We start from the raw sequence: 24791 nt of genomic DNA, 5'->3' as shown, positions 1-24791 counted from the left end.
CGACTTGAACTTGCAGATCGTTACGGCAGGTAAGAAGATCTAAAACCGTCCACCATGTCTCCGAACATGTGTCCACCATGTCTCCGGTACATACACTCCCAGAGGTAGAGGGGACCGACCGAGGCGTGCTTCGTCATACATCGACCTGAAAATCCGAGTCGATTATGGATTCACAGCTGGAAGCTCAAGTCGGCGTAAATCTCCAATCCCCCCCAATCAGTCCCCTCTCCCTCCGGGAGAGGGCTAGGGTGAGGGGCTCTTGATCTTGAGCCACAAAAAAAGCCGCAAACCTAAGGTTGCGGCTTTGTCGTTTCAGGCTTGCAGATCAGTGGGCAAACAACGAATTACCCTTCTGCCCCGCCAGTTTCTCCGGCTTGATCAGGAACTTCGCCAGTGCCGGCAGCAGCCACAGCGCACCGAACATGTTCCACAGCAGCATGAAGGTCAGCATCAGGCCCATGTCGGCCTGGAACTTGATCGCCGAGAAGATCCAGGTGCACACACCGATCGCCAGGCACAGGCCGGTGAACAGTACGGCTTTACCGGTGGATTTCAGCGTCTGGTAATAGGCTTCCTGTAACGGCAGCCCGGCACGCAGGAAACTCTCCAGACGGCTGTAGATGTAGATGCCGTAGTCGACACCAATCCCCACACCCAGCGCCACCACTGGCAGCGTCGCGACTTTCACACCGATACCCATGAACGCCATCAGCGCGTTGCCGAGTACCGAGGTCAGCACCAGCGGCAGGACAATGCACAGAGTCGCCGCCCACGAACGGAAGGTGATCATGCACATCACCGCCACGCAGATGTACACCAGAACCAGGATGGTCAGCTCAGCCTGTTTGATGACTTCGTTGGTGGCCGCTTCGATCCCGGCGTTACCGGCGGCGAGGATGAATTCCAGACCGTCCTTGTTATTCTCCTTGGCGAATTCCTGCACCGCGTGAACGGCCCGATCCAGGGTTTCAGCCTTGTGATCGTTGAGGAACACCAGCACCGGCGCCAGCGAGCAACTGTTGTTGTACAGACCGTCGGCGCGGGCAATCGAGTTGTTCAGCACGTCCGGGTTGCGCGACAGGGTTTCCCACTTCAGGTTGCCCTCGTTCATGCCCTTGATCATCTGCTTGGACACGGTCACCAGCGAGATCGCCGATTGCACGCCCTCGGTGTTCTGCATCTTCCACATCAGCTCATCGATCGGCGCCATGGCTTCGTAGCGCGAGCAGCCTTCAGCCTTGGTCTTGACCATCACCACCAGCACGTCGGAACTGGTCGAGTAGTTGTTGATGATGAAGTTGTTGTCTTTGTTGTAGCGCGAGTCCGGACGCAGTTCCGGTGCGCCCTGATCGAGGTCGCCGATTTTCAGGTTCTGGCTGTACCAGAGGCCGCCACCAAAGGCGATCAGCGCCAGCACCACCGAGATACGTGCGACTTTCGGGTTGGCGAAATTCGACAGCAGGCGCCAGAACGGGTGTTCGCGGTTCGCGTCTTTCTTGCTCCTGGCAATCGCGCGCTTGCTGATGCCGACATAGGAAATCGCCACCGGCAGCAGGATCAGGTTGGTGAACACGATCACCGCGACGCCGATCGACGCGCCGATGGCCAGTTCGCGGATCACGCCGATGTCGATGATCAACAGCGTGATGAAGCCCACCGCGTCCGCGAGAATCGCGATCATCCCCGGCAGGAACAATTGCCGGAAGGTGCGTCGCGCTGCGGTCAGCGCGTTGTCGGCCTCGCTCGATTGCAGGGCAATACCGTTGATCTTCTGCACGCCGTGGGAAATACCGATGGCGAAGATCAGGAACGGCACCAGCATCGAATACGGATCGAGCCCGAAACCGAAGAAGTGCATCAGACCAAGCTGCCAGACCACCGCCACCAGCGTCGTGCTCAACACCGCAATGGTGCTGCGTACGCAGTTGGTGAACCACAGCAGCAGGATCAGGGTGATGACGAAGGCGATGCCGAAGAACAGCACCACCATCACCAGACCGTCGATCAGGTCGCCGACCTTCTTGGCGAAACCGACGATGTGGATCTTGACGTTGGGGTTCTGCGCTTCGAACTTGTTGCGGATCTTGTCTTCGAGTTCATGGGAGAACTTGCGGTAGTCCAGCGCCAGCAACTTGCCCTGGTCTTCCGGGTCCGGGTAGGACTCCAGCAGCGGGATGTCGACGATACTCGACTTGAAGTCGTTGGCCACCAGACGCCCGACCTGACCGGACTTGAGCACGTTGTTGCGCAGCAGATCGAGGCTGTCCTGTGAGCCGTTATAGCTCTGCGGGATCACTTCACCGCCGGCAAAACCCTCTTCGGTCACTTCGGTCCAGCGTACGCTCGGGCTCCACAGCGACTTCAGGCCGGAGCGGTCGACGCCGGAGATGTAGAACACCTCGTCGTTGATCTGGCGCAGGGTCTCCATGTATTCCTTGGAGAAGATGTCACCGTCCCTGGCCTCCACCGAAATGCGCACGGTGTTGCCCAGGTTCGCCAGATCGTTGCGGTGCTCCATCATCTTCTCGATGAACGGATGCTGGAGCGGGATCATTTTTTCGAAACTGGTCGACGGCCGGATCAGCGTCGCCTGCCAGAACAGGAAAACGCTCACCACCAGACAGATCAGGATCACGGCCGGGCGGTTGTTGAAGATCAGGCGCTCAAGAAACGTCGCCTTGTCCTGCTGAGGAGTGATCAAGGAAGTCATAGCCCCGCCTTCTTGTTATTGATCTCGGCACCGTTTGGCAGCGTGGTGTGAACGCCACCCTGCCCGCTCAGAATCAGGTTGCCGTCGCCGGCAGCGGTGACCGATGACAGCGAGATACGGTCCGGACGGTTGAACACGCTGAAGGTTTCGCCGTTGTCGCTGCTACTGATCACCGAGCCGCCGTTGCCGACGATGACGATCGAGCCGTCTTCGAGCAGCGTCGCGCCGGACAAACCGAACTCCAGTGCCCCGCGCGCAGCTTTCAGCTCGACCTGTTCCCAGGTGCTGCCGAAATCGGTGGAGCGGTAAAGGTTGCCGCGCAGGCCGTAAGCCAGCAGGGTCTGCGGTTGTGCCGTGCCGATCACGCCGAACAGCGAGCCTTCGTACGGGCCTTCGAGTTTTTCCCAGGTCTGACCGTCATCGGCGGAGCGGAACATGCTGCCCGACTCGCCGACGATAAACAGCCCGGCGTCCTTCACCGCTGCGATGGCGTTGAGGTGAAACTGGTCTTCGTTATCGAGGCGGTCGCTGACGTCTTCCCAGTGCTTGCCGCCGTCGGTGGTTTCCAGCAGCGCGCCGTAAGCGCCCACGGCGAGGCCGCTGTTGACGTCCTTGAACCAGACGTCGAGCAGCGGCGACTCACGCTTGAGGTCTTCAAATTGCTTGGTCCAGGTCAGACCGCCGTCTGCGCTGGCGAGGATTTGCGCGTCGTGGCCGACCGCCCAGCCGTGCTTGTCGTCGACAAAGTACACCGCGGTCAGCAGTTGCCGAGTCGGCACCTTGGCTTGGGTCCAGGTTTTGCCCTGGTCGTCAGAATAGAGAATGTGCCCGCGATCCCCGACCGCGACCAAACGCGCACCGGCGTGGACGACATCAAGAATCAGGCTTTTAGTGGCTTTGGCGGATTCGGTGGCGTAGACCACGTCGGCTGGAGCCTCGGCGGCATTCACCGGGGCCGATAACGTGGCAAAGCCCAGCAGAGAGAGTGCTGTGGCCAGCAACGCGGTGTTGCGTAACGCCGGCGGGCGGCAACGACTCATAGACCTTCCCCTATTTATTATTGTTAGGCCATTTGGCCTTCAAGGGCGCCGCAAGTGTGCTCCGCTGATGGCTGCTCAGGAGCATAGTCCTGAAACCCGCAATCCAGAGCCACTTCGGAAGCTGGCTCATCCTATCGGGCTTTAGAAACGTCTGACAATCGGCGCCACGTTATCTTTTGTTAACCGCGCGGCATCAACGCATAACCCTGTAGGAGCTGCGGCACGCTGCGATCTCTTGATCTTTAAAACGAAAATCAAAAGATCGCAGCGTGCCGCAGCTCCTACAGGGATTTCGCGTTGTTATGACGGAGGATTCGTCGGATGGATGAGGGGAATCTTGCGAGAGGGACTTGCACGATCGGTATTATGGTATACCATCAGACGCACAGACACTCTCAATTCCTCAACGGAGCAGCTCATGAGTTTCGAAATTCGCAAGATCGTCAGCTATGTCGAAGAAACCTTCATCGAAGGCGGCAAGGCCACTGACAAGCCAGTGACCATGGTTGGCCTGGCCGTGGTGATGAAAAACCCTTGGGTGGGCAACGGTTTCGTTGAAGACCTCAAGCCGCAGATCCGCGCCAACTGCTCCGACCTCGGTGCGCTGATGGTTGAGCGTCTGGTCGGCATCATCGGCGGTGCGGACAAAATCGAGGCCTACGGCAAAGCTGCTGTGGTGGGTGCCGATGGCGAGATCGAACACGCCTCTGCGGTGATCCACACCCTGCGCTTCGGCAACCACTACCGCGAAGCCGTCAACGCCAAGAGCTACCTGAGCTTCACCAACAAGCGCGGCGGCCCGGGCACCTCGATTCAGATCCCGATGATGCACAAGGACGACGAAGGTCAGCGTTCGCACTACATCACCCTGGAAATGCAGATCGAAGACGCGCCGCGCGCCGACGAAATCGTCGTCGTGCTGGGTTGCGCCGACGGTGGTCGCCTGCACCCGCGCATCGGTAACCGCTACATCGATCTGGAAGAACTGGCCGCCGAAAAAGCCCAGTAATCACAATAAAAAGGCATTGCAGGAGCGCTCCATGATTCGGCTCACCGCTGAACTCACCCCGGCTGGCACCAGTTACCTGGCGACCGGCCAAGGCCAGCCCGTGGTTTTGATCCACGGCGTGGGCCTGAACAAAGAAATGTGGGGCGGCCAGATTGTCGGCCTGTCCAGCCAATACCGGGTGATCGCCTACGACATGCTCGGCCATGGCGCCAGCCCGCGACCGGCCAGCGGCACCGCCCTGCTCGGCTACGCCGATCAGTTGCTGGAGTTGCTCGATCACCTGAATCTGCCGCAGGCAGCGGTGATCGGTTTCTCCATGGGCGGTCTGGTCGCGCGGGCCTTTGCCCTGCATTACCCGGAGCGCCTGCAAAGCCTGGTGGTGTTGAACAGCGTGTTCAATCGCAGCGAAGAACAGCGTGCCGGCGTCATTGCTCGCACCGCGCAAGCGGCCGAACATGGCCCGGACGCCAATGCCGAAGCCGCGTTGTCTCGCTGGTTCAGCCGCGAATATCAGGCGGCCAATCCGGCGCAGATCGCCGCATTGCGCCAGACCCTCGCCAATAATGATCCGCAGGGTTACCTGACCACCTACGAATTGTTCGCCACCCAAGACATGTACCGCGCCGACGACCTGGGCAGCATTCAGGCGCCGACGCTGATCGCCACGGGCGAACTCGATCCGGGATCGACCCCGGAAATGGCCGAGCAACTGGCCCGGCGCATCCCCGGTGCGAAGGTTGCCGTGCTGCCCGAGCAACGGCATATGATGCCCGTAGAGTCGCCGCGTCTGGTCAACCAGACGTTGCTGGAATTTCTCGAATTCGCACACTCCCGACAAAACCATATAAAGGGGATCGTTGCATGACACTCGCACGCTTCCAGATGTGCATCGGCGGAGAATGGGTCGACGCCCTCTCCGGCAAGACTTTCGAAAGCCTCAACCCGGCCACGGCGCAAGCCTGGGCCGAACTGCCTGACGCCGATGAAGCGGACGTCGAACGCGCCGTGCAATCGGCACAGACGGCTTTCGACAGCCCGGCCTGGCGCGGGCTGACCGCCACCGCACGCGGCAAATTGCTGCGTCGTCTCGGTGACCTGATCGCGGAAAACAAGGAACAACTGGCGCAGCTGGAAAGCCGCGACAACGGCAAGCTGATCCGCGAAACCCGTGGGCAGGTCAGTTATCTGCCGGAGTTTTTCCATTACACCGCAGGCCTTGCCGACAAGCTTGAAGGCGGCACACTGCCGCTGGATAAGCCCGACCTGTTCGCCTACACCGTGCACGAAGCCATGGGTGTGGTCGCGGCGATCATCCCCTGGAACAGCCCGCTGTATCTGACCGCGATCAAACTTGCCCCGGCCCTCGCCGCCGGCAACACGATTGTGATCAAGCCGTCCGAGCACGCTTCGGCGACCATTCTGGAACTGGCGCGTCTGGCCCTCGAAGCCGGGATTCCGCCGGGCGTGGTCAACGTCGTCACCGGTTACGGGCCGAGCACCGGTGCCGCCCTCACCCGCCATCCGCTGATCCGCAAAATTGCCTTCACCGGCGGCGCAGCCACGGCGCGGCATGTGGTGCGCAGCAGCGCCGAGAACTTCGCCAAGCTGTCGCTGGAACTGGGCGGCAAGTCGCCGAACATCATCTTCGCCGACGCTGATCTGGACAGCGCGATCAACGGTGCGATTGCCGGGATCTACGCCGCGTCCGGGCAGAGCTGCGTGTCCGGTTCGCGCCTGTTGGTGCAGGACGAGATCTACGAAGAGTTCGTCAATCGGCTGGTCGAGCGCGCCCGGCGCATCCGCATCGGCAACCCGCAAGAAGACGACAGTGAGATGGGCCCGATGGCGACCGCGCAGCAACTGGCGGTGGTCGAAGGTCTGGTCGCCGATGCCATCGCTGAAGGCGCGCGCTTGCGTACCGGTGGCAAGCGTCCGGCGGATCTCGGCGAAGGCTGGTTCTACGAGCCGACACTGTTCGAATGCGACCGCAATTCGATGAAGATCATGCAGGAAGAAGTCTTCGGCCCGGTGGCTTCGGTCATCCGCTTTAAAGATGAAGCCGAGGCGCTGGCAATCGCCAACGACTCGCAGTTCGGCCTTGCGGCGGGCATCTGGACGCGCGATCTGGGCCGGGCGCATCGCCTCGCTCGTGATGTGCGCTCGGGGATCATCTGGGTCAACACTTACCGCGCGGTGTCAGCGATGGCGCCGATCGGCGGCTTCAAGAACAGTGGCTATGGACGCGAAAGCGGCATCGATTCGGTGCTGGCCTACACCGAACTGAAAACGGTGTGGATCAACCTCTCCCAGGCACCGATGCCTGATCCGTTTGTGATGCGCTAGGAGTCCTGCGAAATGATCGAACCCGGCATTTACAAAGACGTCATGAGCTCGTTCCCGTCCGGCGTCACGGTGGTCACCACCCTGGATCCTGATGGCGGGATCGTCGGCATCACCGCCAGCGCCTTCAGCGCGCTGTCGATTGACCCGGCGCTGGTGCTGTTCTGCCCCAACTACGCCTCCGACACCTACCCGGTGCTGCGCGACAGCAAGAAATTTGCGATCCATTTGCTGTCCGCTGACCAGACCGCCGAGGCCTATGCGTTTGCCGGTAAAGGCAAGGACAAGGCCAAGGACATCGAGTGGCACTTGAGCGAACTCGGTAACCCGATCCTGGCCAAAGCCACGGCGATCATCGAGTGCGAGTTGTGGCGGGAATACGACGGCGGTGATCACGCGATTATCGTTGGCGCGGTGAAGAACCTGATTCTGCCCGCGCAACCGGTGACACCGATGATTTACCACAAAGGCAAGCTCGGCCCCCTGCCGACACTGGCCTGACAGAACAACACAAAACCCTGTGGGAGCTGGCTTGCCAGCGATGGCGTCAGGTCAGTCAATATCGGTTTCGACTGTGACGCCGTCATCGCTGGCAAGCCAGCTCCCACAGGAATAAAGGTTGAGGCAAAGAATATGAGTAACGAAAAGTACGAAAAAGGCCTGAAAATCCGCACTCAGGTACTCGGCGAAGCCTACGTCCAGCGCTCGATCGAGAACGCCGACGACTTCACCCGCCCCCTGCAGGAAATGGTCACCGAATACTGCTGGGGCCATGTCTGGGGTCGCGAAGGCTTGTCCCTCAAGGAACGCAGCATGATCAACCTGGCGATGATCTCGGCGCTCAACCGTCCGCACGAACTCAAGCTGCATGTGCGTGGCGCCTTGCGTAACGGCCTGAGTCGTGAGCAAATACGCGAAATTCTGCTTCAGGTCGGCATCTATTGCGGCGTTCCGGCAGCCGTGGACAGTTTCCGGCTGGCCCGTGAAGCCTTTGCCGAAGCCGACGCCGAAGCCCCAGTTAACCCCTCGGCTGTTTAGATGCCCGTCTGGCATGGACAGCCAACCGAAAGAGCGGACCCCATGAAACGCCAGCCCCTCGACGACAGCTTCAAGGTCAATCGCAACCCCGTTACCCTGCGCGAAATCGTGCTGGATAAACTGCGTAGCGCGATCATGAATTTCCAGCTCATGCCCGGTGATCGTCTGGTCGAGCGCGATCTTTGCGATCGCCTTGGCGTCAGCCGCACCTCCGTGCGCGAAGCTTTACGTCACCTGGAATCCGAAGGCCTGGTCGAGTTCGCCGATGCCAAAGGCCCGCGCGTAGCGATCATCACCCTCGCCGATGCCGTCGATATCTACGAGCTGCGCTGCGTGCTCGAAGGTTTGATCGTCCAGCTGTTCACCCTGCGCGCCAAGGCCAAGGACATCAAAGCCCTGGAAAAGGCCCTCGATGACAACCGCAAGGCGTTGAAGGATGGCGAGTTGCAGCAGGTGATCGACTCGGTGCAAGGCTTCTACGACGTACTGCTCGAAGGCTCGGGCAACCATGTGGCGGCGACTCAGTTGCGTCAGTTGCAGGCACGCATCAGCTACCTGCGCGCGACCTCGGTCTCGCAGGCAAACCGTCGCGGCGCGAGTAACCAGGAAATGGAAAAAATGGTCGAGGCGATCAAGAGCGGTGATCCGCTGGTGGCGCATCAGGCCTGTGTTGATCACGTTCGCGCTGCCGCTGCGGTAGCGCTCGACTATCTCAAGCGCAAGCAGGAAGAGACCGGCGCAACCCCGGCCATGACCCTGCCGATCGCGCTGAAAGAACCCCGTATAGGTCACTGATATGTTCAGCCCGAGCTATTGCCCGAAATGCGGTGGCCCTGACCTCGGTCAGCAGGTACCGCCAGGTGATACGCACGAGCGCCTGATGTGCCGCGGCTGCGGCTACATCCATTACGTCAATCCGAAGATCATTGCTGGCTGCATCATCGAGCAGGACGGCAAATACCTGCTGTGCCAACGGGCGATCCCACCGCGCCCGGGCACCTGGACGCTGCCGGCTGGGTTCATGGAAAGCGGCGAGACCACCGAGCAAGCGGCTATCCGCGAAGTCTGGGAAGAAAGCGGTGTGCGCGCGGAAATCGTCTCGCCGTATTCGATTTTCAGCGTGCCGAAGATCAGCGAGGTGTACATCATCTTCCGTGCGATCGCGCTGGAGATCACCGGGCAGTACGGGCCCGAAACCATGGATTACAAATTCTACGCGCCTGAAGACATCCCCTGGGAGCAGATCTATTACCCGGCGATCCGGCAGATTCTCGAGCGCTATATCGAAGAGCGCCAGGCTGGGGTGTACGGGATTTACATGGGCAATGACGATAGCGGCAAGATTCACTTTATCCGCTGATCTCATCCCTCTGACACCCCAAAATCCCTGTAGGAGCTGCCGAAGGCTGCGATCTTTTGATCTTGTTTTTAGAAGCAAGATCAAAAGATCGCAGCCTTCGGCAGCTCCTACAGGGGTTCACGGTGAGTCTTAAATTGGGGTGATGCCTTCAACGATGATGATTTCCGCCCTCGCCCATTCTTCGCGATAACTTTTCGCCTCCTGGTACGCCGCCGAGTGGTAGCACGCCACGGCCTTCTCATAGCTTTCGAACTCGATCACCACGCTGCGCTGCGGCGTCTTGCGCCCTTCCATCGCCTCGCTGCGCCCGCCTCTGGCCAGAAACTTCGCGCCGAACTCAGCGAAGGCTGCCGGCGCGCGCTGGGTGTATTGGCTGTAGTGATCGGCATCGGCTATATCCACATGAGCAATCCAGTACGCCTTCATAGTGACCTCTTTGTTGATTTTGTATTATGGTATACCAATATATTTCCAACGAACCCTGAGAGTCCAGCATGGCCTTCAACAGCATCGAAGAAATCATCGAAGATTATCGCCTCGGCAAAATGGTCCTGCTGGTCGATGACGAAGACCGCGAAAACGAAGGCGACCTGCTGCTGGCTGCCGACCGTTGCACGCCAGAAGCGATTAGCTTCATGGCCCGCGAAGCGCGCGGGCTGATCTGCCTCACGCTGACCGACGCACATTGCCAGCGTTTGGGCCTGGAGCAAATGGTCCCGGCCAATGGCAGCGTGTTCAGCACCGCGTTTACCGTGTCGATTGAAGCGGCGGTCGGCGTGACCACCGGTATTTCGGCGGCAGATCGCGCCTGCACCGTTGCCGCCGCCGTCGCGCCGAATGCTCGCGCTGAAGACCTGGTGCAGCCCGGCCATATCTTCCCGCTGCGCGCCAAGGAAGGTGGCGTGCTGACCCGCGCCGGGCATACCGAAGCGGGTTGCGATCTCGCCCGCCTCGCCGGATTCACCCCGGCCTCGGTAATTGTCGAGGTGATGAACGACGACGGCACCATGGCCCGTCGCCCGGATCTGGAAGTGTTCGCACGCAGGCACGGGATCAAGATCGGCACCATCGCCGACCTGATCCACTATCGCCTGAGCACCGAACACACCATCGAACGGATTGGCGAACGCGAACTGCCGACGGTACATGGCACCTTCCGTTTGATCACCTTTGAGGATCGCATCGAGGGCGGCGTGCACATGGCGATGGTCATGGGGGATTTGCGCCGTGAAGAACCGACGCTGGTGCGGGTGCATGTGATCGATCCGCTGCGGGATCTGGTCGGCGCCGAGTACAGCGGGCCGACCAACTGGACGTTGTGGGCGGCGTTGCAACGGGTCGCGGCGGAGGGTCATGGAGTTGTGGTGGTGTTGGCCAATCATGAATCGTCGCAGGCGTTGCTGGAGCGGGTGCCGCAATTGACCCAGCCGCCAAGGCAGTTCAGTCGTTCGCAATCGCGGATTTATTCGGAGGTGGGGACTGGGGCGCAGATTTTGCAGAATCTGGGGGTGGGCAAGCTGCGGCATCTCGGCCCGCCGCTCAAGTACGCCGGCCTGACCGGGTATGACCTGGAAGTGGTCGAGAGTATTCCGTTCACCGAGTGAAGCTGCCCTCACCCCAGCCCTCTCCCGGAGGGAGAGGGAGCTGACCGAGTTGTTTGCACGCAATACGCCGACCTGAGATTCCGAGCCGAACTCAGGTTTTAAACAGCCTCCGATCGGCCCCCTCTCCCGAAGGGAGAGGGCTGGGGTGAGGGGCTGGATCTAACATTCACAAAAACATCCAAGCCGAACGCATCAAATAACCGCCCAGCCAGATAACCGGTAAGGCAAAGTGCTTGCACAAAGTTTGGAATACCATAATATGATATTCCATAGACCGGACACTCAAACGAACCGTCCGGCTACTGCTCCCGACAGGCGGGCAACAACGCAAGCCCGCTCAAAAACACAACAATGAGGGCGTGAAAATGGTGTTGAACAAAGCTGCAACCGCGATCTTTTTTGCGGGACTGCTCAGCGTCACCGGCCAGGCTGCAATGGCTGCCGAAAGCGTGAACTTCGTCAGCTGGGGCGGAAGCACCCAGGATGCGCAGAAACAGGCCTGGGCCGATCCGTTCAGCAAGGCCAGCGGCATCACCGTCGTGCAGGACGGCCCGACCGACTACGGCAAACTCAAAGCCATGGTCGAGAGCGGCAACGTGCAATGGGACGTGGTCGATGTCGAAGCCGATTTCGCCCTGCGCGCCGCGGCTGAAGGCCTGCTCGAACCCCTCGATTTCAAAGTCATTCAGCGCGACAAGATCGACCCGCGTTTCGTCAGCGATTACGGCGTCGGCTCGTTCTTCTTCTCCTTCGTCCTCGGCTACAACGAGGGCAAACTCGGCGCCAACAAACCGCAGGACTGGAGCGCCCTGTTCGACACCAAAACCTACCCCGGCAAACGCGCCCTCTACAAATGGCCAAGCCCCGGCGTGCTCGAACTGGCGCTGCTGGCTGATGGCGTAGCCGCCGACAAGCTCTACCCGCTGGATCTGGATCGCGCCTTCAAGAAACTCGACACCATCAAGAAAGACATCGTCTGGTGGGGCGGCGGCGCGCAGTCGCAGCAACTGCTGGCGTCCGGTGAAGCGAGCATGGGCCAGTTCTGGAACGGTCGCATTCACGCCCTGCAAGAAGACGGCGCGCCGGTCGGCGTGAGCTGGAAACAGAACCTGGTCATGGCCGACATTCTGGTCATCCCCAAAGGCTCGAAAAACAAGGACGCGGCGATGAAGTTTCTCGCCAGCGCCAGCAGCGCCAAAGGCCAAGCCGACTTCTCCAACCTGACCGCCTACGCCCCGGTCAACCTCGACAGTGTGGAGCGTCTGGATTCGACGCTGGCCCCCAACCTGCCGACTGCCTACGCTAAGGATCAGATCACTCTTGATTTCGCGTACTGGGCCAAAAACGGCCAGGCCATCGCGACACGGTGGAACGAATGGCTGGTCAAATGAAAATGGCGGCCACCGCGTCCCGTCCCTCCACTGCCACCGGGAGCGCCGCCAGCGCTGCCGGCTTGGCCCACGGAACACAGGCGGTTGCGATGCAGCAAGCCCCGTCCCTCAGACAACGCTGGCGCGGCGCCGGCAACCTCGCCCCGGCGCTGCTGTTCATCGGCCTGTTCTTTCTGGCGCCGTTGATTGGCCTGCTGTTGCGCGGCGTGCTCGAACCTGTGCCTGGCCTTGGCAACTATGAACAACTGTTCGCCAACTCCGCTTATGCGCGAGTGCTGCTCAACACCTTTTCGGTGGCCGGGCTGGTGACGCTGTTTAGCCTGTTGCTGGGCTTTCCGCTGGCCTGGGCGATCACTCTGGTGCCGCGCGGCTGGGGTCGCTGGATCCTCAACATCGTGCTGCTGTCGATGTGGACCAGCCTGCTCGCCCGCACCTATTCATGGCTGGTTTTGCTGCAAGCTTCGGGCGTGATCAACAAGGCCTTGATGGCGCTGGGCATCATCGATCAGCCGCTGGAGATGGTCCACAACCTCACCGGCGTAGTGATCGGCATGAGCTACATCATGATCCCGTTCATTGTGCTGCCATTGCAGGCGACCATGCAGGCGATCGACCCGATGATTCTGCAGGCCGGCTCGATCTGCGGCGCCAGTCCGTGGACCAATTTCTTCCGGGTGTTTCTGCCGCTGTGCCGGCCAGGTCTGGCCTCCGGTGGTTTGATGGTGTTCGTCATGTCGCTCGGTTACTACGTGACCCCGGCGCTGCTCGGCGGGGCGCAGAACATGATGCTGCCGGAGTTCATCATTCAGCAGGTGCAATCGTTCCTCAACTGGGGCTTGGCCAGTGCCGGCGCCGCGTTGCTGATCGCGATCACTTTGGTGCTGTTTTACTTCTACCTGAAGCTTCAACCGGAATCCCCGGTTGGCGCCAGTAACGCGAGGTAAGCCGACATGCTCCTGACCCCCAATGCGATGAGCCGGCGCATGCGCTTCGGCCTCTACGCCACCACCGGGCTGATCGGTCTGTTCCTGCTGTTGCCGATCGTGTTTATCGTGCTGCTGTCGTTCGGCTCCTCGCAGTGGCTGGTGTTCCCGCCACCGGGCTGGACGCTGAAATGGTACGGCCAGTTCTTCTCCAACCCCGACTGGATGAACGCTGCAGCAGCGAGCCTCAAAGTTGCTGTCCTCACGACGATTTGCGCTGTGGCCCTCGGTTTGCCGACGGCGTTTGCGCTGGTGCGCGGGCGTTTTCCTGGCCGGGAAATGCTCTATGGCTTGTTCACCCTGCCGATGATCGTGCCGTTGGTGATCATCGCCGTGGCGGTGTACGCGCTGTTCCTCAAGCTCGGCTACACCGGGACGATGTTCGCGTTTGTCGTCAGCCATGTGATCGTCGCGCTGCCGTTCACCATCATCTCGATCATCAACTCGCTGAAGCTGTTCGATCAGTCGATTGAGGACGCGGCGGTGATCTGCGGTGCTTCACGCCTGCAAGCGGTGTTCAAGGTGACCTTCCCGGCGATTCGCCCGGGGATGGTCGCCGGCGCCCTCTTCGCCTTTCTGGTTTCGTGGGACGAAGTGGTGCTCAGCGTGATGATGGCAAGTCCCACCCTGCAAACCCTTCCCGTGAAAATGTGGACCACCCTGCGCCAGGACCTGACGCCAGTGATCGCCGTCGCTTCGACGTTGCTGATCGGCTTGTCGGTGTTGGTCATGGTCATCGCCGCCGCATTGCGCCGGCGCAACGAAATCAGCGCCTGAGCGCCAGGAGTACGACATGAGTGCCGTGATCAAAGACGCTTCCCAGCAGAATGACAAACCCCTGGTCAGCCTGCGCAATCTGAACAAGCACTACGGTGACTTTGCCGCCGTCGACAACATCTCGCTGGATATCAAGGACGGCGAGTTCCTGACCTTCCTCGGCTCCAGCGGCTCGGGCAAAAGCACCACGCTGTCGATGCTCGCCGGGTTTGAAACACCGAGCAGTGGCGAGATCCTCGTCAACGGTCAGTCGCTGGTGAATGTACCGCCGCACAAGCGTGACATCGGCATGGTGTTCCAGCGTTATTCGCTGTTTCCGCATCTGTCGGTGCGCGACAACATCGCGTTTCCTTTGGCGATCCGCAAACTCGCGGCGGCTGAGCGCGACAAGCGTGTCGATGCGATGTTGAAACTGGTGCAACTGGAGCAGTTCGCCCATCGCCGCCCTTCGCAGTTGTCTGGCGGCCAACAACAACGTGTCGCCATCGCCCGCGCCTTGGTCTACGAACCACGCATTTTGCTGATGGACGAACCGCTCGGTGCGCTGGATAAAAAACTGCGCGAGGATTTACAGGATGAATTGCGCCAACTGCATCGTCGTCTGGGCATCACCATCGTTTACGTGACCCACGATCAGGAAGAAGCCATGCGTTTGTCGCAGCGCATCGCGATTTTCAGTCATGGCAAGATTGTGGGATTGGGCAGCGGTTATGACCTTTATCAGAATCCGCCGAATGCGTTTGTCGCCTCGTTCCTCGGCAACTCGAACTTCCTCAAGCTCAAGGCGCAGGGCAATGCGGCGGCTTCGTTTGAAGGACAGTCATTGTCGATTCGACTGACCGCTGGGTTGCACACCGATCAGGATGTGTTGCTGATGGTGCGGCCGGAAAAAGCGCAGGCGTTGAGCGTGTCGCAGGCGATCAGCGAACCGTTGCCTTCGGGGTGGAATGAGGTTTCAGCGAAGGTTGTGGAAGTGCTGTTTCTGGGTGAGAGCCAGACGTGCAGCGTAGTCACTTCGGGCGGGACTTCGATGACGGTCAAAGCGTTGTCCGCCGCCGGCATGCCGCTCAAGGCCGGGGATCCGGTGCAGGTACGCTGGGCCACCGCTGATGCTTGCGTCTACACCGAATGGACCGAAAGCGACCTCAACAAAGCCGCCGGCTCTCACTGAAATCCCCTGTAGGAGCTGCCGCAGGCTGCGATCTTTTGATCTTGCCGTTAAAAACAAGATCAAAAGATCGCAGCCTCGTTTCACTCGACAGCTCCTACAGGAATGCATTGCAAATGTGGGAGCGAGCTTGCTCGCGAAGGGGCCGTGTCAGTCACCAGCAATGTTGAATGACACACCGCATTCGCGAGCAAGCTCGCTCCCACAGGGTCTGCCGTCATTTCAAGAAAGTCCCCCTCAGGGCCACCCCAGCGTCGGGCTGCGGTGGCTCTTTTTTTGGTCTCAAGGCGCCACCGTCACATCGCCCTGCCCACTCTCGGCGAGTGCGGCAGCGACAAACCCCTCAGCCTTCTTGCGCTCGACAAACGCCCGCACATACGCCGCGCCTGCCTCTCGCCCACGGGGCACCGCCATGGCCTGGCGAATCGCCGTGAACGCGCCGTCCAGCACGCGGTAACGCGCGTCGGCATCCGCGACTTTCTGCAATGGCTGACGGACACCGGCGGCGGCATCCAGGTGTTGCTCGATAAACAGGTCAACGGCACCCGCCGAGGTTTCGGCACGCTCCAATTGTGCGTGCTGCAGCGTGCGACTGAGGAACAGGTCGTAAGCTGCGCCTTTGCCAACGGCCAGTCGCAATTCTGGCTGATCCAGATCCTCGACCTGGCGATACGCCGACTGCACCTCGACCAGATAAGTCCCCTCGATGATCACGTACGGCTCGCTGAACGCAATCTGCGCCTCACGCACCGGCTCGATGGCGAGGAATGCCAGGTTCCACACGCCCTCCTCCAGCGCCGCGAAAACCTTGCCCGCCGCATCAAAGGTGCACATCTCCAATTCGACACCCAACTCGGCAGCCAATGCTTTGGCCAATGCCACCGAAACCCCCTGCGGCGCACCGTCCGCCCCGCGCTGTGCCAGCACCGGGTTGCCAAAATTGATGGCGGCATGCAGCACGCCGTCGGGCGCGAGATCGGCCATTACGGCCGGGGTGATTGCACTCATAGTGTTGCTCCCTGATCGGATAAAAAGTCAGTGTGCGTCGTAGCTGACACTGTCGAGGACACAACACGCAGCGCGTAAGCCTTATGTCGGTGCCTGACAGGCACTCAAGTGTTCCAGCGCCCGACGCGTCACCGCATCGATGTAAGCCGCGTCACCATAGACCCGCGCCAGCAGAATCGCCCCCTCGTAATCCGCCACCCATTGTCGAGCGGTCAGCAAGGCTTGTCCCTCATCGACCTGGCCTTCCAGCAAATGCGCAAACGCCTTGGCCCATGCATCGAAAAAGCCGCGAATCGGCTCCAGCAATTCACTTTTACCGTACGCCGCATCGACCGCCACCACGCCCATCAGGCAACCAATCGAGTCATCCTGAAACAGCCGCGCAGCCTTTCGGCCCATTTTGCTCAGGCGTTCTTGCGGCGTGAGTTTTTCGTCGAAGGCCACGGCAAACAAGGTCTGGTTGATGACCTGATGCGTCCAGTCGAGCACGTCACGCAGCAAGGCCTCCTTGTTCGGATAGTGGTGATAGAACGAAGCCTTGGTAAAGCCGCAAGCGGACGCGAGTACGTCCATGGTGGTGCCATGGTAGCCGAGGCGTTTGAAGGTATTGGCGCACCGCAGGAGCAGCTCTTCACGGGGGATTTTCAACGGTCGCACGGGTATTTCCTGATCCGGATAACTGGCGGTGATTCTATGACATAAGCCTGCCCTTCTCAATTTGACGGTTACCAACTGTTCGTTTAGTTTCTATTTACCGAACAGATGGTCAGTAACTGGCCGCCGACAAAAAATCAGGGAAAGCAGAGATGAACGAAGCCAACAGTGGCCCCGGCCGAGTCACCCGCGAACAAAGCGGTCAGTTGTTTTTGATCGGTCTGGATCGCGCCGGCAAACGCAACGCATTTGACAGTGCAATGCTGACGGACCTGGCATTGGCCATCGGCGAGTATGAGCGCAATGACGAACTGCGCTGCGCCGTGCTGTTCGCGCATGGCGAGCACTTCACCGCAGGCCTGGACTTGATGGAGCTGACGCCGAAACTGGTGTCAGGCGCCTTCAAGTATCCTGAAGAAGGCATCGACCCATGGGGCGTTTCCAAACCGCGCAGGCGTAAACCGGTGGTGGTTGCCATTGAAGGCATTTGCTGGACGGCGGGTATCGAATTGATACTCAACGCCGACATCAGCATTGCCGCCACCAATGCCCGTTTCGCTCATCTGGAAGTGTTGCGCGGGATCTCACCCGCCGGCGGTTCCACCGTGCGCTTCACCCGCGCAGCGGGCTGGACCGCCGCCATGCGCTACATGCTCACGGGGGAAGAGTTCGATGCCACTGCCGCCCTGCACATGCGCCTGCTGACCGAAGTGGTCGCACCCGGCCAGACTCTGGCACGCGCCATCGAATACGCCGAACGCATTGCCAAGGCTGCGCCTCTGGCGATTCAGGCGACGCTGCAATCGGCGTTTCTGGCGCAGGATCAGGGAGACGATGCGGCGCTGTCGAAGCTTGATGAACAACTGCTGGCCCTGATCAAAACCGAGGATGTCCGCGAAGGCGTCATGGCGATGATGCAAAAGCGCGAACCGCAGTTCAAAGGTCGCTGAAGGCTTTGCTCAACTCACTCGGAACAATTTCATGAACACCATGGCCGCAGCCTTTGCCAAATCGATCCAGAGACAGGACATCGCCCTCATTGCCCGCGATGGTTATCCGTTGTCCGCCAAGCGCTACGGCGCAGCGGGCGTCGTCAAAGGTAACCTGATCATGGCCGGTGCCACCGGGGTCCAGCAGCGCTTTTATCGGCGTTTTGCCGAGCACGCGGCGCGCCAGGGCTTTCACGTGCTGACCCTCGATTACCGGGGCATCGGTGAATCGAAGCCGGCTTCCCTCAAAGGCTTTGAGATGTCTTATCTGGATTGGGCTTATCAGGATCTGGCGGCGGCAGTGGATCTGCTAAGCCAGGAAGCGTTGCCGTTGTATTGGGTCGGCCATTCGTTTGGTGGTCACGCGATTGGTCTGTTGCCCAATCACCCCGCCCTGACAGCTTGCTACACCCTGGGCAGTGGCGCGGGGTGGAGCGGCTGGATGTCCCGAACCGAGGCCTGGAAAATCCGTCTGATGTGGACGTTTGTGCTGCCGGTGATTGTCGCCCGCAAAGGCTACATGGCCTGGAGCATGCTGGGCATGGGCGATGATTTGCCGCTGGGCGTTTACAACGACTGGAAACGCTGGTGCAAATTCCCCCACTACTACTTCGACGACCCCGAGATGAGCCATCTGCATGCGCTCTACGCCGAGGTCACAACGCCATGCGTTTTCGCCACGTCGGTCGATGATCCGTGGGCGCCGCCGCGTTCGCGCGATGCGTTTGTCAAAGCCATGGTGAATGCGCCGCTGACATTGCTGGATCTGCAGCCGCCACTGGGCAGCAAACCGTACGGGCACATGGGTTACTTCCGCGAAAGCGCACAGCCGTTGTGGGATGAGGTGCTTGATTGGCTGCAAAGCGTCCCTGCACACACCACATAAGTTGTAGGAGCTGCCGCAGGCTGCGATCTGTTGATCTTGCCGTTAAAAACAAGATCAACAGATCGCAGCCTCGTTTCACTCGACAGCTCCTACAGGGGTTTTGTGGTGTTTAGGTGATTGGGGAATAGCCTTCGATTTCATCCGGCCAAGCGGTGAGAATTTCGAAGCCGGTCTCCGTCACCGCCACCATATGCTCCCACTGCGCCGACAACGAGCCATCCTTGGTCAGCACCGTCCAGCCATCCGGCATGTTCTTCACATGACGCTTACCTGCATTAAGCATCGGCTCCACGGTAAAAATCATCCCGGCCTTGAGCTTCATCCCTTGATTGGGAAAGCCGTAATGCAGAATCTGCGGCTCATCGTGGTAGACCTTGCCAATCCCGTGCCCGCAATACTCGCGCACTACGCTGAAGCCTTCCTTCTCCGCCAGGCTCTGAATCGCATGGCCGATATCGCCCAACGTGGCGCCAGGTTTCACCACACGAATACCCGCGCACATTGCTTCGTAAGTGGTCTTGATCAAGTGCTGCGCCTCAGGCGTCGCCTCGCCGACCACGTACATACGGCTGGTGTCGCCGAACCAGCCGTCCTTGATCACCGCGATGTCGAGGTTGACGATATCGCCATCCTTCAGCGGCGTGCCCGACGGAATCCCGTGGCAGACCACGTCATTGACCGACGCGCAGACAGTTTTCGGAAAGCCGTGATAGCCGACGTTGGCCGGCACCGCTTTCTGCACGTTGACGATGTAGTCATTACACAGTTGATCGAGCTGATCAGTGGTGACGCCAGCCTTCACATGCGGCACCAGCATCGCCAGCACTTCAGCGGCGAGTTTGCCGGCAGCGCGCGATTGGGCGATGTCGGCCGGGGTGTTGATCTTGATCTGGTTTCTCATGCGCTGACGGCTTCCTGAGTCAGTTGTTGCAGATCCAGCCCACCGTTCTGTTCGGCGCGGATCAGCAAGCGGCAAATGGCGCTGTGGTCGAGGTTGGGGTGCAGTTCGGCGAGCATGCCGATGCGCATCCAGTGCTCGGCCTGCGCGTTGATCGAGCGGCTGAGGGCGTTGCTGGAGATACGCAGGTTCTCGTGCATGTCCTCTGAAATTTTTACGATGCCCATATATGAATCCGATACGATGTGTATATGGATCGTATATTAGCCAAGCCTTACGCAGAATTGCAAATCAACTCAGCGCCGCGTCGAAAAACGATGAGATGAGACGGCTGGAACGCCGTTCGGCCAAACAGTACAGATACGTCTCGGTGAACAGCGCTTCGCCCTCGATTCTGATCGTGCGGATGTTCGGGTCGGCAATAAACTCCGCTTCCGACACCACCCCCAAGCCCAGCCCACGCACCACCGCTTCCCGCAACGCCTCACGACTGCCAATTTCCATGGCGATCCTCGGTTTCACCTGCGCCGCATTCAGCGCCTGCTCCAGCACCAGCCGCGTGGTCGAGCCGGGTTCGCGTTGCAGCAGCCGTTGCCCTTCCAGTTCTTCCAGGCGCACGCTGCCGCGATTGGCCAGCGGATGCTCATAGTGCGCAAAAAGGATGATCGCGTGCCGCGCATAACGCACCGAACACAACGCCGGATCATCCTGACGCCCGGCCAGCACGGCGATGTCGGTCACGTAGTTTTCCAGATCCGACAGCACTTGCGCCGAGTTACCCACGCGGATCGACACATCGATATTCGGATGCTGTTGCAAATAGCTGTCGACCATCTCGATCACATGAAACGGCCCCACCGCACCGACCTTGAGCTGGCCGCTGTCGAGCCGCCCGGAATCACGCAGCAGGTTATGCGCTTCCAGTTCCAGCAGGGCGATGCGCTGAGCGATAGGCAGCAGTTGCCGACCCACATCCGACAACTCGATCCGCCGCCCACGCCGGTGGAACAGCTCAACATTGTGCTGACGTTCCAAGGCCTGCACCTGCGTAGTCAGGGTCGGTTGACTCAACCCCGACGCCCGCGCCCCGGCACTGAAGCTGCCGTGACGGGCAACGGCCAGAAAGGCCCGCAGTTTGGCGCTCGACATCCATAGACTCCATCAATAGTTAGCTGCTATTTCCCATATTGAATTGATTGAATGACTGTCACGTGACAGACCTAGCCTGTGGCAACTCCCAACCACACCGTGGAATGCCATGAAAACAATCAAACAGTTTCTGCGTGCCGCCAGCCTGGCCTTACTTGCCCTGAGTACCGGCCAGGTCTGGGCCAAGGACAAACTGACCATTGGCCTGATTCCCTCCGAAGACTCCCAGGCGATGATCGAATCGAGCAAGCAAGTGCTCGACGATCTGCAAGCCAAAATCGGCATGCCGGTGGTGCCGTTCGTGGCCACCGACTACAACGGCATCATCGAAGCGCTGCGTTCGGGCAAGCTCGATGTCGCCTACCTCGGGCCGTTCTCCTACGTGCTGGCGACCTCGGTGGCCGATGTCGAAGCGTTCTCCGTGGCGGTGACCAAGAAGACCGGTCAGAGCGCCTACAAAAGCGTGATTCTGGCGCGCAAGGACAGCGGCATTCACACATTGGCCGACCTCAAGGGCCATACGTTCGCGTTCGTCGACCCAAGCTCGGCGTCCGGTCATTTGTTCCCAAAGGCAGGACTGGAACAGGCTGGGTTTGCCCCGGACACGCTGTTCAAGCGGGTGATTTTCTCCGGTTCCCACGACGCCAGCATCCTCGCGGTGGAAAACAAGAAAGTCGACGCAGCCGCCGTGGCTGACCGCATCTTCGCCAGTGCCGTGGCCAAAGGTGTGGTGAAGCAGGATGACTTCGAAATCGTCTGGAGTTCCAGGCCGATCCCCGAATCGCCGATGGTCTGGCGCAAGGCGCTCGATCCGGAACTGAAGAAGAAAGTCGCCGACGCACTGGCCTCGATCAAGGACGTGCCGTGGGGTGATCAGGGCGTGCTCAATGGTTTCCAGCCGACCACCGACGCTTCTTACGACGTGGTGCGTGAAACCGCCAAGGTGCTCGATCTCGATTTGCGGAGCATGAAATGATCAGCATCCGCCAACTGACCAAACACTACGGCAGCAACCCAGTGTTACGTGGCATCGACCTTGAAGTCGCTGCGGGCGAATTCGTCGTGGTGCTCGGTCAGTCCGGTGCCGGTAAATCGACCTTGCTGCGCTGCATCAATCGCTTGGCGCAGGCCGACAGCGGCACGTTGACCGTGGCCGGTATCGATGCCCTCGCCTGCCCTGATACCAGCGTTTTGCGCCGTGAAGTGGCGATGATTTTTCAGCACCACAACGTCGTGCCGCGCCTGAGCGTATTGAAGAATGTGCTGACCGGTCGCCTCGGCTCCGTCGGCACCCTCGCCTCGATTCTGCAACTGTTCCGCCGTGACGATGTGGCGCTGGCGATGCAATGCCTGGAGCGCGTCGAACTGGCGCACAAGGCCGGTGAGCGCACCGATTCATTGTCTGGCGGGCAGAAGCAGCGCGTCGGCATTGCCCGCGCCCTGGCGCAACGGCCGCAGGTGATTCTGGCCGATGAACCGATCGCCAGCCTCGACCCGAAAACCGCGCGGCTGGTGTTGCAATACCTGAGAGATGCCACCCGCGAACTGGGCATCACCGTGCTGTGCAACCTGCATCAGGTCGAATACGCCCGCGAGTTCGGCGACCGCGTGGTCGGCCTCGCGCACGGCAGTCTGGTGTTCGATGGCAAAGCGTCGAGCATGACCGACGCCGATCTGGCGCGAATCTATCCGGGGCAATCGGCGGAATCCACTGCTGACGTGCCCACGCCCACCCTTTCCTACCGTACTGCCTCGAGGGCCTGAGCATGCAACCGCAAAACTATCAGTGGGTCGGCGACCGGCCCCGTGGCCCGCGCAGTTGGCTGACCACCGGCGCCGTCGTCCTGATCGTGCTGTGGACGCTGAACTGGAGCGCCCAAGGCGCGCAGCTCAGCCTCGGTGAACTGGCGGCGGGGTTGCCGCAGATTGGTGATTTCCTTTCGCGCACCTTCCCACCGGATCTGAGCATTCTTCCGCGTCTGCTCGCACCAGCGGTGGAAACCTTGCAGATCGCCATTTGGGGAACCCTGCTTGGCGTCTTACTGGCGATTCCAATGTCGTTTCTCGCGGCGCGCAATCTGAGCCGCAACCGCTGGGTGTTTCACGCCACCCGCCAGGCACTGAATTTCACCCGCAGCATCAACGAACTGATCCTCGCCCTGATCTTCGTCTCGGCGGTCGGGCTCGGCCCGTTCCCCGGCGTATTGGCGCTGGCGCTGCATGGCCTGGGCATGCTCGGCAAGTTCTTCGCCGAGAGCATCGAAGAGATCGACCAAGGCCCGATTGAAGCACTGCAAGCGACCGGTGCGCGGCCACTGCAGGTGATCGTGTTTGGCGTTTTGCCGCAAGTCATCACCGCGTGGATTGCAGTGATTCTGTACCGCTTCGAAGTCAATCTGCGCTCGGCCACGGTGCTGGGCATGGTCGGTGCCGGCGGCCTGGGTTTCGAACTGGTGAGCAGCCTCAAGTTGTTCAAATATCAGGAAACCGCGACCTGCATCATCGTCATCACCTTCATGGTGATCGTCGCCGACGCCGTATCGAGTCGACTGCGTGCCGCCATCCAGAGCGGTTCAACGCATTAACCGCCGCTGTTATCGGTTCAGCCGATTCAAACCTGCGATTTATCGATTTGTACCGTTGTCGACCGCCATCGAGTATGTGGCCACACGACAACAACAAGAAGGATCCACCATGACTGCCCGTTTTCAGAACCCCGTCGATACCCGCTTCGGCTGGGGCAGCCTGCAAGACCTCGCCGCCATCACCGAGCAGCAGACTGTCGCCCTCGTGACCTTCCCTGAGGCCCGAGGGCTGGGATTGGTGGACCGTTTGCAACGCTTGCTCGGCGATCGTCTGATCTACATCTTCGAAGACGTCCAGCCCAACCCCGACGTCGCCCATCTGCGCAGCACCTACGAGCATTTCTGGCAGCACGCCGGCGACTGTGACGTGGTACTCGCCGTGGGTGGCGGCAGCGCCATCGACACCGCCAAGGCGTTGATCGTCGGCACCGAATCCGGCCATTTCGATGAACTGTTGGCGCTGCTGGCGACCGGCAAACCGTTCACCCCGGCACACTGCAAGCAGTTGATCGCCGCACCGACCACCGCCGGCACCGGCAGCGAAGTCACGCCGTGGGCGACGATCTGGGACAGCGCCAGCCAGAAGAAATATTCGCTGCACCTGGACTGCACCTGGCCAAAGGTGGCGATCATCGACCCGCAACTGATGCTCACCGTGCCGGGCGGCGTGACCGTTTCCACCGGTCTCGATGCGCTGTCCCATGCGCTGGAAGCGATCTGGAATGTCAACGCCAACCCGGTCTCGGACACCTTCGCGATCTCCGCGATCGAGGACATTCTCGAATGCCTGCCGCGTTTGCACAAAGATCTGTCGAGCCAAGAGTTGCGCACGCGCATGGCGCTCGCCGCGCTCAAGGCCGGGTTGGCGTTTTCCAACACCAAAACCGCGCTGGCGCACTCGATTTCCTATGAGATGACCTTGCGCCACGGCCTGCCCCACGGCATCGCCTGCTCCTTCACCTTGCCGCTGGTATTGGGCTTGGCCTGGGGCCACGACGCCACGCGCGACCGCACCTTGCAACGGGTATTCGGCGATGACCTGGGTAAAGCCCAGCAGCAGTTGCGCGAGTTCCTGCACAGCCTCGGGGTGAAGACCGAATTTGCCGATTACGGCGTCTCGGCCAAGGACGCCGACGCCATCATCCAGTTCGCGATGCAGGGCGCGCGCGGCAAGAATTTCATTGGCTCACAAGCCGCCTGAC

The 24791-nt window shown here is 60.3% G+C and carries 26 protein-coding genes; 18 read left to right on the top strand and 8 right to left on the bottom strand.

Translation table 11 applies throughout. The features are described 5' to 3' along the window. Window positions 1-325 precede the first annotated feature (325 nt). Both ACIF4X_RS08700 and ACIF4X_RS08695 read right to left on the bottom strand, forming a co-directional pair. A complete protein-coding gene (locus ACIF4X_RS08700) occupies window positions 326-2710 on the bottom strand; it encodes an RND family transporter (protein ID WP_397481791.1) in 2385 nt (794 codons plus the stop codon). After that, window positions 2707-3750, bottom strand: coding sequence for a WD40/YVTN/BNR-like repeat-containing protein (locus ACIF4X_RS08695; RefSeq protein WP_397481790.1), 1044 nt, complete (start codon window positions 3748-3750; stop codon window positions 2707-2709). Before ACIF4X_RS08695 ends, ACIF4X_RS08700 begins: the two co-directional genes overlap by 4 nt. 418 nt (window positions 3751-4168) lie before the next feature. Here ACIF4X_RS08695 and ACIF4X_RS08690 point away from each other — a divergent pair, with 418 nt between their 5' ends. From ACIF4X_RS08690 to ACIF4X_RS08660, 7 genes are all read left to right on the top strand, one after another. Next, window positions 4169-4759, top strand: coding sequence for an amino acid synthesis family protein (locus ACIF4X_RS08690; RefSeq protein WP_122594276.1), 591 nt, complete (start codon window positions 4169-4171; stop codon window positions 4757-4759). Window positions 4760-4790: 31 nt separating this feature from the next. Beyond that, window positions 4791-5624 carry an alpha/beta fold hydrolase gene (locus tag ACIF4X_RS08685; RefSeq protein ID WP_397481789.1) on the top strand — a complete coding sequence of 278 codons (834 nt, stop codon included), beginning with the start codon at window positions 4791-4793 and terminating at the stop codon, window positions 5622-5624. After that, on the top strand, window positions 5621-7102 hold the full coding sequence (locus ACIF4X_RS08680) for an aldehyde dehydrogenase (RefSeq protein WP_397481788.1): 1482 nt from the start codon (window positions 5621-5623) through the stop codon (window positions 7100-7102). The genes ACIF4X_RS08685 and ACIF4X_RS08680 overlap by 4 nt, the downstream gene beginning before the upstream one ends. 12 nt (window positions 7103-7114) lie before the next feature. Next, on the top strand, window positions 7115-7600 hold the full coding sequence (locus ACIF4X_RS08675) for a flavin reductase family protein (RefSeq protein ID WP_007917997.1): 486 nt from the start codon (window positions 7115-7117) through the stop codon (window positions 7598-7600). Window positions 7601-7732: 132 nt separating this feature from the next. Continuing rightward, window positions 7733-8137, top strand: coding sequence for a carboxymuconolactone decarboxylase family protein (locus tag ACIF4X_RS08670; RefSeq protein ID WP_008088075.1), 405 nt, complete (start codon window positions 7733-7735; stop codon window positions 8135-8137). Between the two features lie 42 nt (window positions 8138-8179). Next, the gene (locus tag ACIF4X_RS08665) at window positions 8180-8932 is read left to right on the top strand and encodes a GntR family transcriptional regulator (RefSeq protein WP_397481787.1); all 753 of its coding nucleotides are present in this window, start codon (window positions 8180-8182) and stop codon (window positions 8930-8932) included. A gap of 1 nt (window position 8933) precedes the next feature. Further along, a complete protein-coding gene (locus tag ACIF4X_RS08660) occupies window positions 8934-9497 on the top strand; it encodes an NUDIX hydrolase (protein WP_397481786.1) in 564 nt (187 codons plus the stop codon). Between the two features lie 129 nt (window positions 9498-9626). Here ACIF4X_RS08660 and ACIF4X_RS08655 read toward each other — a convergent pair whose 3' ends face one another. Next, window positions 9627-9923, bottom strand: a complete 297-nt coding sequence (locus tag ACIF4X_RS08655) for a DUF1330 domain-containing protein (RefSeq protein ID WP_397481785.1) — start codon at window positions 9921-9923, stop codon at window positions 9627-9629. A 68-nt stretch (window positions 9924-9991) separates the two neighbouring features. Here ACIF4X_RS08655 and ribBA point away from each other — a divergent pair, with 68 nt between their 5' ends. The 5 genes from ribBA to ACIF4X_RS08630 all read left to right on the top strand — a co-directional run bounded on the left by ribBA (window position 9992) and on the right by ACIF4X_RS08630 (window position 15423). Further along, complete coding sequence (gene ribBA / locus ACIF4X_RS08650; protein ID WP_397481784.1) at window positions 9992-11101, top strand: bifunctional 3,4-dihydroxy-2-butanone-4-phosphate synthase/GTP cyclohydrolase II; 1110 nt, start codon at window positions 9992-9994, stop codon at window positions 11099-11101. Window positions 11102-11466: 365 nt separating this feature from the next. Continuing rightward, window positions 11467-12492 carry an ABC transporter substrate-binding protein gene (locus tag ACIF4X_RS08645; protein ID WP_397481783.1) on the top strand — a complete coding sequence of 342 codons (1026 nt, stop codon included), beginning with the start codon at window positions 11467-11469 and terminating at the stop codon, window positions 12490-12492. Then, the gene (locus ACIF4X_RS08640; RefSeq protein WP_397481796.1) at window positions 12489-13436 is read left to right on the top strand and encodes an ABC transporter permease; all 948 of its coding nucleotides are present in this window, start codon (window positions 12489-12491) and stop codon (window positions 13434-13436) included. The genes ACIF4X_RS08645 and ACIF4X_RS08640 overlap by 4 nt, the downstream gene beginning before the upstream one ends. 6 nt (window positions 13437-13442) lie before the next feature. After that, a complete protein-coding gene (locus ACIF4X_RS08635) occupies window positions 13443-14252 on the top strand; it encodes an ABC transporter permease (protein WP_007918021.1) in 810 nt (269 codons plus the stop codon). Window positions 14253-14268: 16 nt separating this feature from the next. Beyond that, window positions 14269-15423, top strand: coding sequence for an ABC transporter ATP-binding protein (locus ACIF4X_RS08630; protein ID WP_397481782.1), 1155 nt, complete (start codon window positions 14269-14271; stop codon window positions 15421-15423). Window positions 15424-15702: 279 nt separating this feature from the next. Here the strand turns inward: ACIF4X_RS08630 and ACIF4X_RS08625 are convergent, their stop codons facing one another. Together ACIF4X_RS08625 and ACIF4X_RS08620 are read right to left on the bottom strand one after the other, a co-directional pair. Beyond that, window positions 15703-16428, bottom strand: coding sequence for a transporter substrate-binding domain-containing protein (locus ACIF4X_RS08625; RefSeq protein WP_397481781.1), 726 nt, complete (start codon window positions 16426-16428; stop codon window positions 15703-15705). A gap of 81 nt (window positions 16429-16509) precedes the next feature. Next, window positions 16510-17085, bottom strand: coding sequence for a TetR/AcrR family transcriptional regulator (locus tag ACIF4X_RS08620; RefSeq protein ID WP_008088096.1), 576 nt, complete (start codon window positions 17083-17085; stop codon window positions 16510-16512). Between the two features lie 149 nt (window positions 17086-17234). Here ACIF4X_RS08620 and ACIF4X_RS08615 point away from each other — a divergent pair, with 149 nt between their 5' ends. Together ACIF4X_RS08615 and ACIF4X_RS08610 are read left to right on the top strand one after the other, a co-directional pair. Next, entirely contained in the window at window positions 17235-18032 is a 798-nt protein-coding gene (locus tag ACIF4X_RS08615; protein ID WP_397481780.1) for a crotonase/enoyl-CoA hydratase family protein, read from the top strand. A 31-nt stretch (window positions 18033-18063) separates the two neighbouring features. Next, window positions 18064-18957, top strand: a complete 894-nt coding sequence (locus tag ACIF4X_RS08610) for an alpha/beta fold hydrolase (RefSeq protein WP_397481779.1) — start codon at window positions 18064-18066, stop codon at window positions 18955-18957. A 109-nt stretch (window positions 18958-19066) separates the two neighbouring features. Here the strand turns inward: ACIF4X_RS08610 and map are convergent, their stop codons facing one another. The 3 genes from map to ACIF4X_RS08595 form a co-directional block, all read right to left on the bottom strand. Further along, complete coding sequence (gene map / locus ACIF4X_RS08605; protein ID WP_397481778.1) at window positions 19067-19858, bottom strand: type I methionyl aminopeptidase; 792 nt, start codon at window positions 19856-19858, stop codon at window positions 19067-19069. Then, window positions 19855-20082 (bottom strand): ParD-like family protein, encoded by a 228-nt coding sequence (locus ACIF4X_RS08600; protein ID WP_007918027.1) that lies wholly within the window; start codon window positions 20080-20082, stop codon window positions 19855-19857. Before ACIF4X_RS08600 ends, map begins: the two co-directional genes overlap by 4 nt. 64 nt (window positions 20083-20146) lie before the next feature. Beyond that, window positions 20147-21004 (bottom strand): LysR substrate-binding domain-containing protein, encoded by an 858-nt coding sequence (locus ACIF4X_RS08595; protein ID WP_397481777.1) that lies wholly within the window; start codon window positions 21002-21004, stop codon window positions 20147-20149. Window positions 21005-21113: 109 nt separating this feature from the next. On the opposite strand from ACIF4X_RS08595, the gene phnD reads away from it, so the two are divergent. The 4 genes from phnD to psrA all read left to right on the top strand — a co-directional run bounded on the left by phnD (window position 21114) and on the right by psrA (window position 24790). Then, complete coding sequence (gene phnD, locus ACIF4X_RS08590) at window positions 21114-21980, top strand: phosphonate ABC transporter substrate-binding protein (RefSeq protein WP_397481776.1); 867 nt, start codon at window positions 21114-21116, stop codon at window positions 21978-21980. Further along, complete coding sequence (gene phnC / locus ACIF4X_RS08585) at window positions 21977-22768, top strand: phosphonate ABC transporter ATP-binding protein (RefSeq protein ID WP_397481775.1); 792 nt, start codon at window positions 21977-21979, stop codon at window positions 22766-22768. Before phnD ends, phnC begins: the two co-directional genes overlap by 4 nt. A gap of 2 nt (window positions 22769-22770) precedes the next feature. Then, complete coding sequence (gene phnE, locus ACIF4X_RS08580) at window positions 22771-23589, top strand: phosphonate ABC transporter, permease protein PhnE (protein WP_397481774.1); 819 nt, start codon at window positions 22771-22773, stop codon at window positions 23587-23589. A gap of 109 nt (window positions 23590-23698) precedes the next feature. After that, window positions 23699-24790, top strand: a complete 1092-nt coding sequence (gene psrA, locus ACIF4X_RS08575; RefSeq protein WP_397481773.1) for an iron-containing alcohol dehydrogenase PsrA — start codon at window positions 23699-23701, stop codon at window positions 24788-24790. The last annotated feature ends 1 nt before the right edge of the window (window position 24791 follow it).

This window comes from Pseudomonas sp. NPDC085632, from assembly GCF_044541255.1.
Classification (GTDB): Bacteria; Pseudomonadota; Gammaproteobacteria; order Pseudomonadales; family Pseudomonadaceae; genus Aquipseudomonas.
The sequence above is the reverse complement of the archived record's forward strand: the minus strand, read 5'-3'. Positions and strand labels throughout refer to the sequence as shown.

What these genes read in the sequence shown, in the direction of transcription:
- ACIF4X_RS08700 (WP_397481791.1), bottom strand. Translation starts at nt 2,710, where the DNA reads ATGACTTCCTTGATCACTCCTCAGCAGGACAAGGCGACGTTTCTTGAG.
- ACIF4X_RS08695 (WP_397481790.1), bottom strand. Translation starts at nt 3,750, where the DNA reads ATGAGTCGTTGCCGCCCGCCGGCGTTACGCAACACCGCGTTGCTGGCC.
- ACIF4X_RS08690 (WP_122594276.1), top strand. Translation starts at nt 4,169, where the DNA reads ATGAGTTTCGAAATTCGCAAGATCGTCAGCTATGTCGAAGAAACCTTC.
- ACIF4X_RS08685 (WP_397481789.1), top strand. Translation starts at nt 4,791, where the DNA reads ATGATTCGGCTCACCGCTGAACTCACCCCGGCTGGCACCAGTTACCTG.
- ACIF4X_RS08680 (WP_397481788.1), top strand. Translation starts at nt 5,621, where the DNA reads ATGACACTCGCACGCTTCCAGATGTGCATCGGCGGAGAATGGGTCGAC.
- ACIF4X_RS08675 (WP_007917997.1), top strand. Translation starts at nt 7,115, where the DNA reads ATGATCGAACCCGGCATTTACAAAGACGTCATGAGCTCGTTCCCGTCC.
- ACIF4X_RS08670 (WP_008088075.1), top strand. Translation starts at nt 7,733, where the DNA reads ATGAGTAACGAAAAGTACGAAAAAGGCCTGAAAATCCGCACTCAGGTA.
- ACIF4X_RS08665 (WP_397481787.1), top strand. Translation starts at nt 8,180, where the DNA reads ATGAAACGCCAGCCCCTCGACGACAGCTTCAAGGTCAATCGCAACCCC.
- ACIF4X_RS08660 (WP_397481786.1), top strand. Translation starts at nt 8,934, where the DNA reads ATGTTCAGCCCGAGCTATTGCCCGAAATGCGGTGGCCCTGACCTCGGT.
- ACIF4X_RS08655 (WP_397481785.1), bottom strand. Translation starts at nt 9,923, where the DNA reads ATGAAGGCGTACTGGATTGCTCATGTGGATATAGCCGATGCCGATCAC.
- ribBA (WP_397481784.1), top strand. Translation starts at nt 9,992, where the DNA reads ATGGCCTTCAACAGCATCGAAGAAATCATCGAAGATTATCGCCTCGGC.
- ACIF4X_RS08645 (WP_397481783.1), top strand. Translation starts at nt 11,467, where the DNA reads ATGGTGTTGAACAAAGCTGCAACCGCGATCTTTTTTGCGGGACTGCTC.
- ACIF4X_RS08640 (WP_397481796.1), top strand. Translation starts at nt 12,489, where the DNA reads ATGAAAATGGCGGCCACCGCGTCCCGTCCCTCCACTGCCACCGGGAGC.
- ACIF4X_RS08635 (WP_007918021.1), top strand. Translation starts at nt 13,443, where the DNA reads ATGCTCCTGACCCCCAATGCGATGAGCCGGCGCATGCGCTTCGGCCTC.
- ACIF4X_RS08630 (WP_397481782.1), top strand. Translation starts at nt 14,269, where the DNA reads ATGAGTGCCGTGATCAAAGACGCTTCCCAGCAGAATGACAAACCCCTG.
- ACIF4X_RS08625 (WP_397481781.1), bottom strand. Translation starts at nt 16,428, where the DNA reads ATGAGTGCAATCACCCCGGCCGTAATGGCCGATCTCGCGCCCGACGGC.
- ACIF4X_RS08615 (WP_397481780.1), top strand. Translation starts at nt 17,235, where the DNA reads ATGAACGAAGCCAACAGTGGCCCCGGCCGAGTCACCCGCGAACAAAGC.
- ACIF4X_RS08610 (WP_397481779.1), top strand. Translation starts at nt 18,064, where the DNA reads ATGAACACCATGGCCGCAGCCTTTGCCAAATCGATCCAGAGACAGGAC.
- map (WP_397481778.1), bottom strand. Translation starts at nt 19,858, where the DNA reads ATGAGAAACCAGATCAAGATCAACACCCCGGCCGACATCGCCCAATCG.
- ACIF4X_RS08600 (WP_007918027.1), bottom strand. Translation starts at nt 20,082, where the DNA reads ATGGGCATCGTAAAAATTTCAGAGGACATGCACGAGAACCTGCGTATC.
- ACIF4X_RS08595 (WP_397481777.1), bottom strand. Translation starts at nt 21,004, where the DNA reads ATGTCGAGCGCCAAACTGCGGGCCTTTCTGGCCGTTGCCCGTCACGGC.
- phnD (WP_397481776.1), top strand. Translation starts at nt 21,114, where the DNA reads ATGAAAACAATCAAACAGTTTCTGCGTGCCGCCAGCCTGGCCTTACTT.
- phnC (WP_397481775.1), top strand. Translation starts at nt 21,977, where the DNA reads ATGATCAGCATCCGCCAACTGACCAAACACTACGGCAGCAACCCAGTG.
- phnE (WP_397481774.1), top strand. Translation starts at nt 22,771, where the DNA reads ATGCAACCGCAAAACTATCAGTGGGTCGGCGACCGGCCCCGTGGCCCG.
- psrA (WP_397481773.1), top strand. Translation starts at nt 23,699, where the DNA reads ATGACTGCCCGTTTTCAGAACCCCGTCGATACCCGCTTCGGCTGGGGC.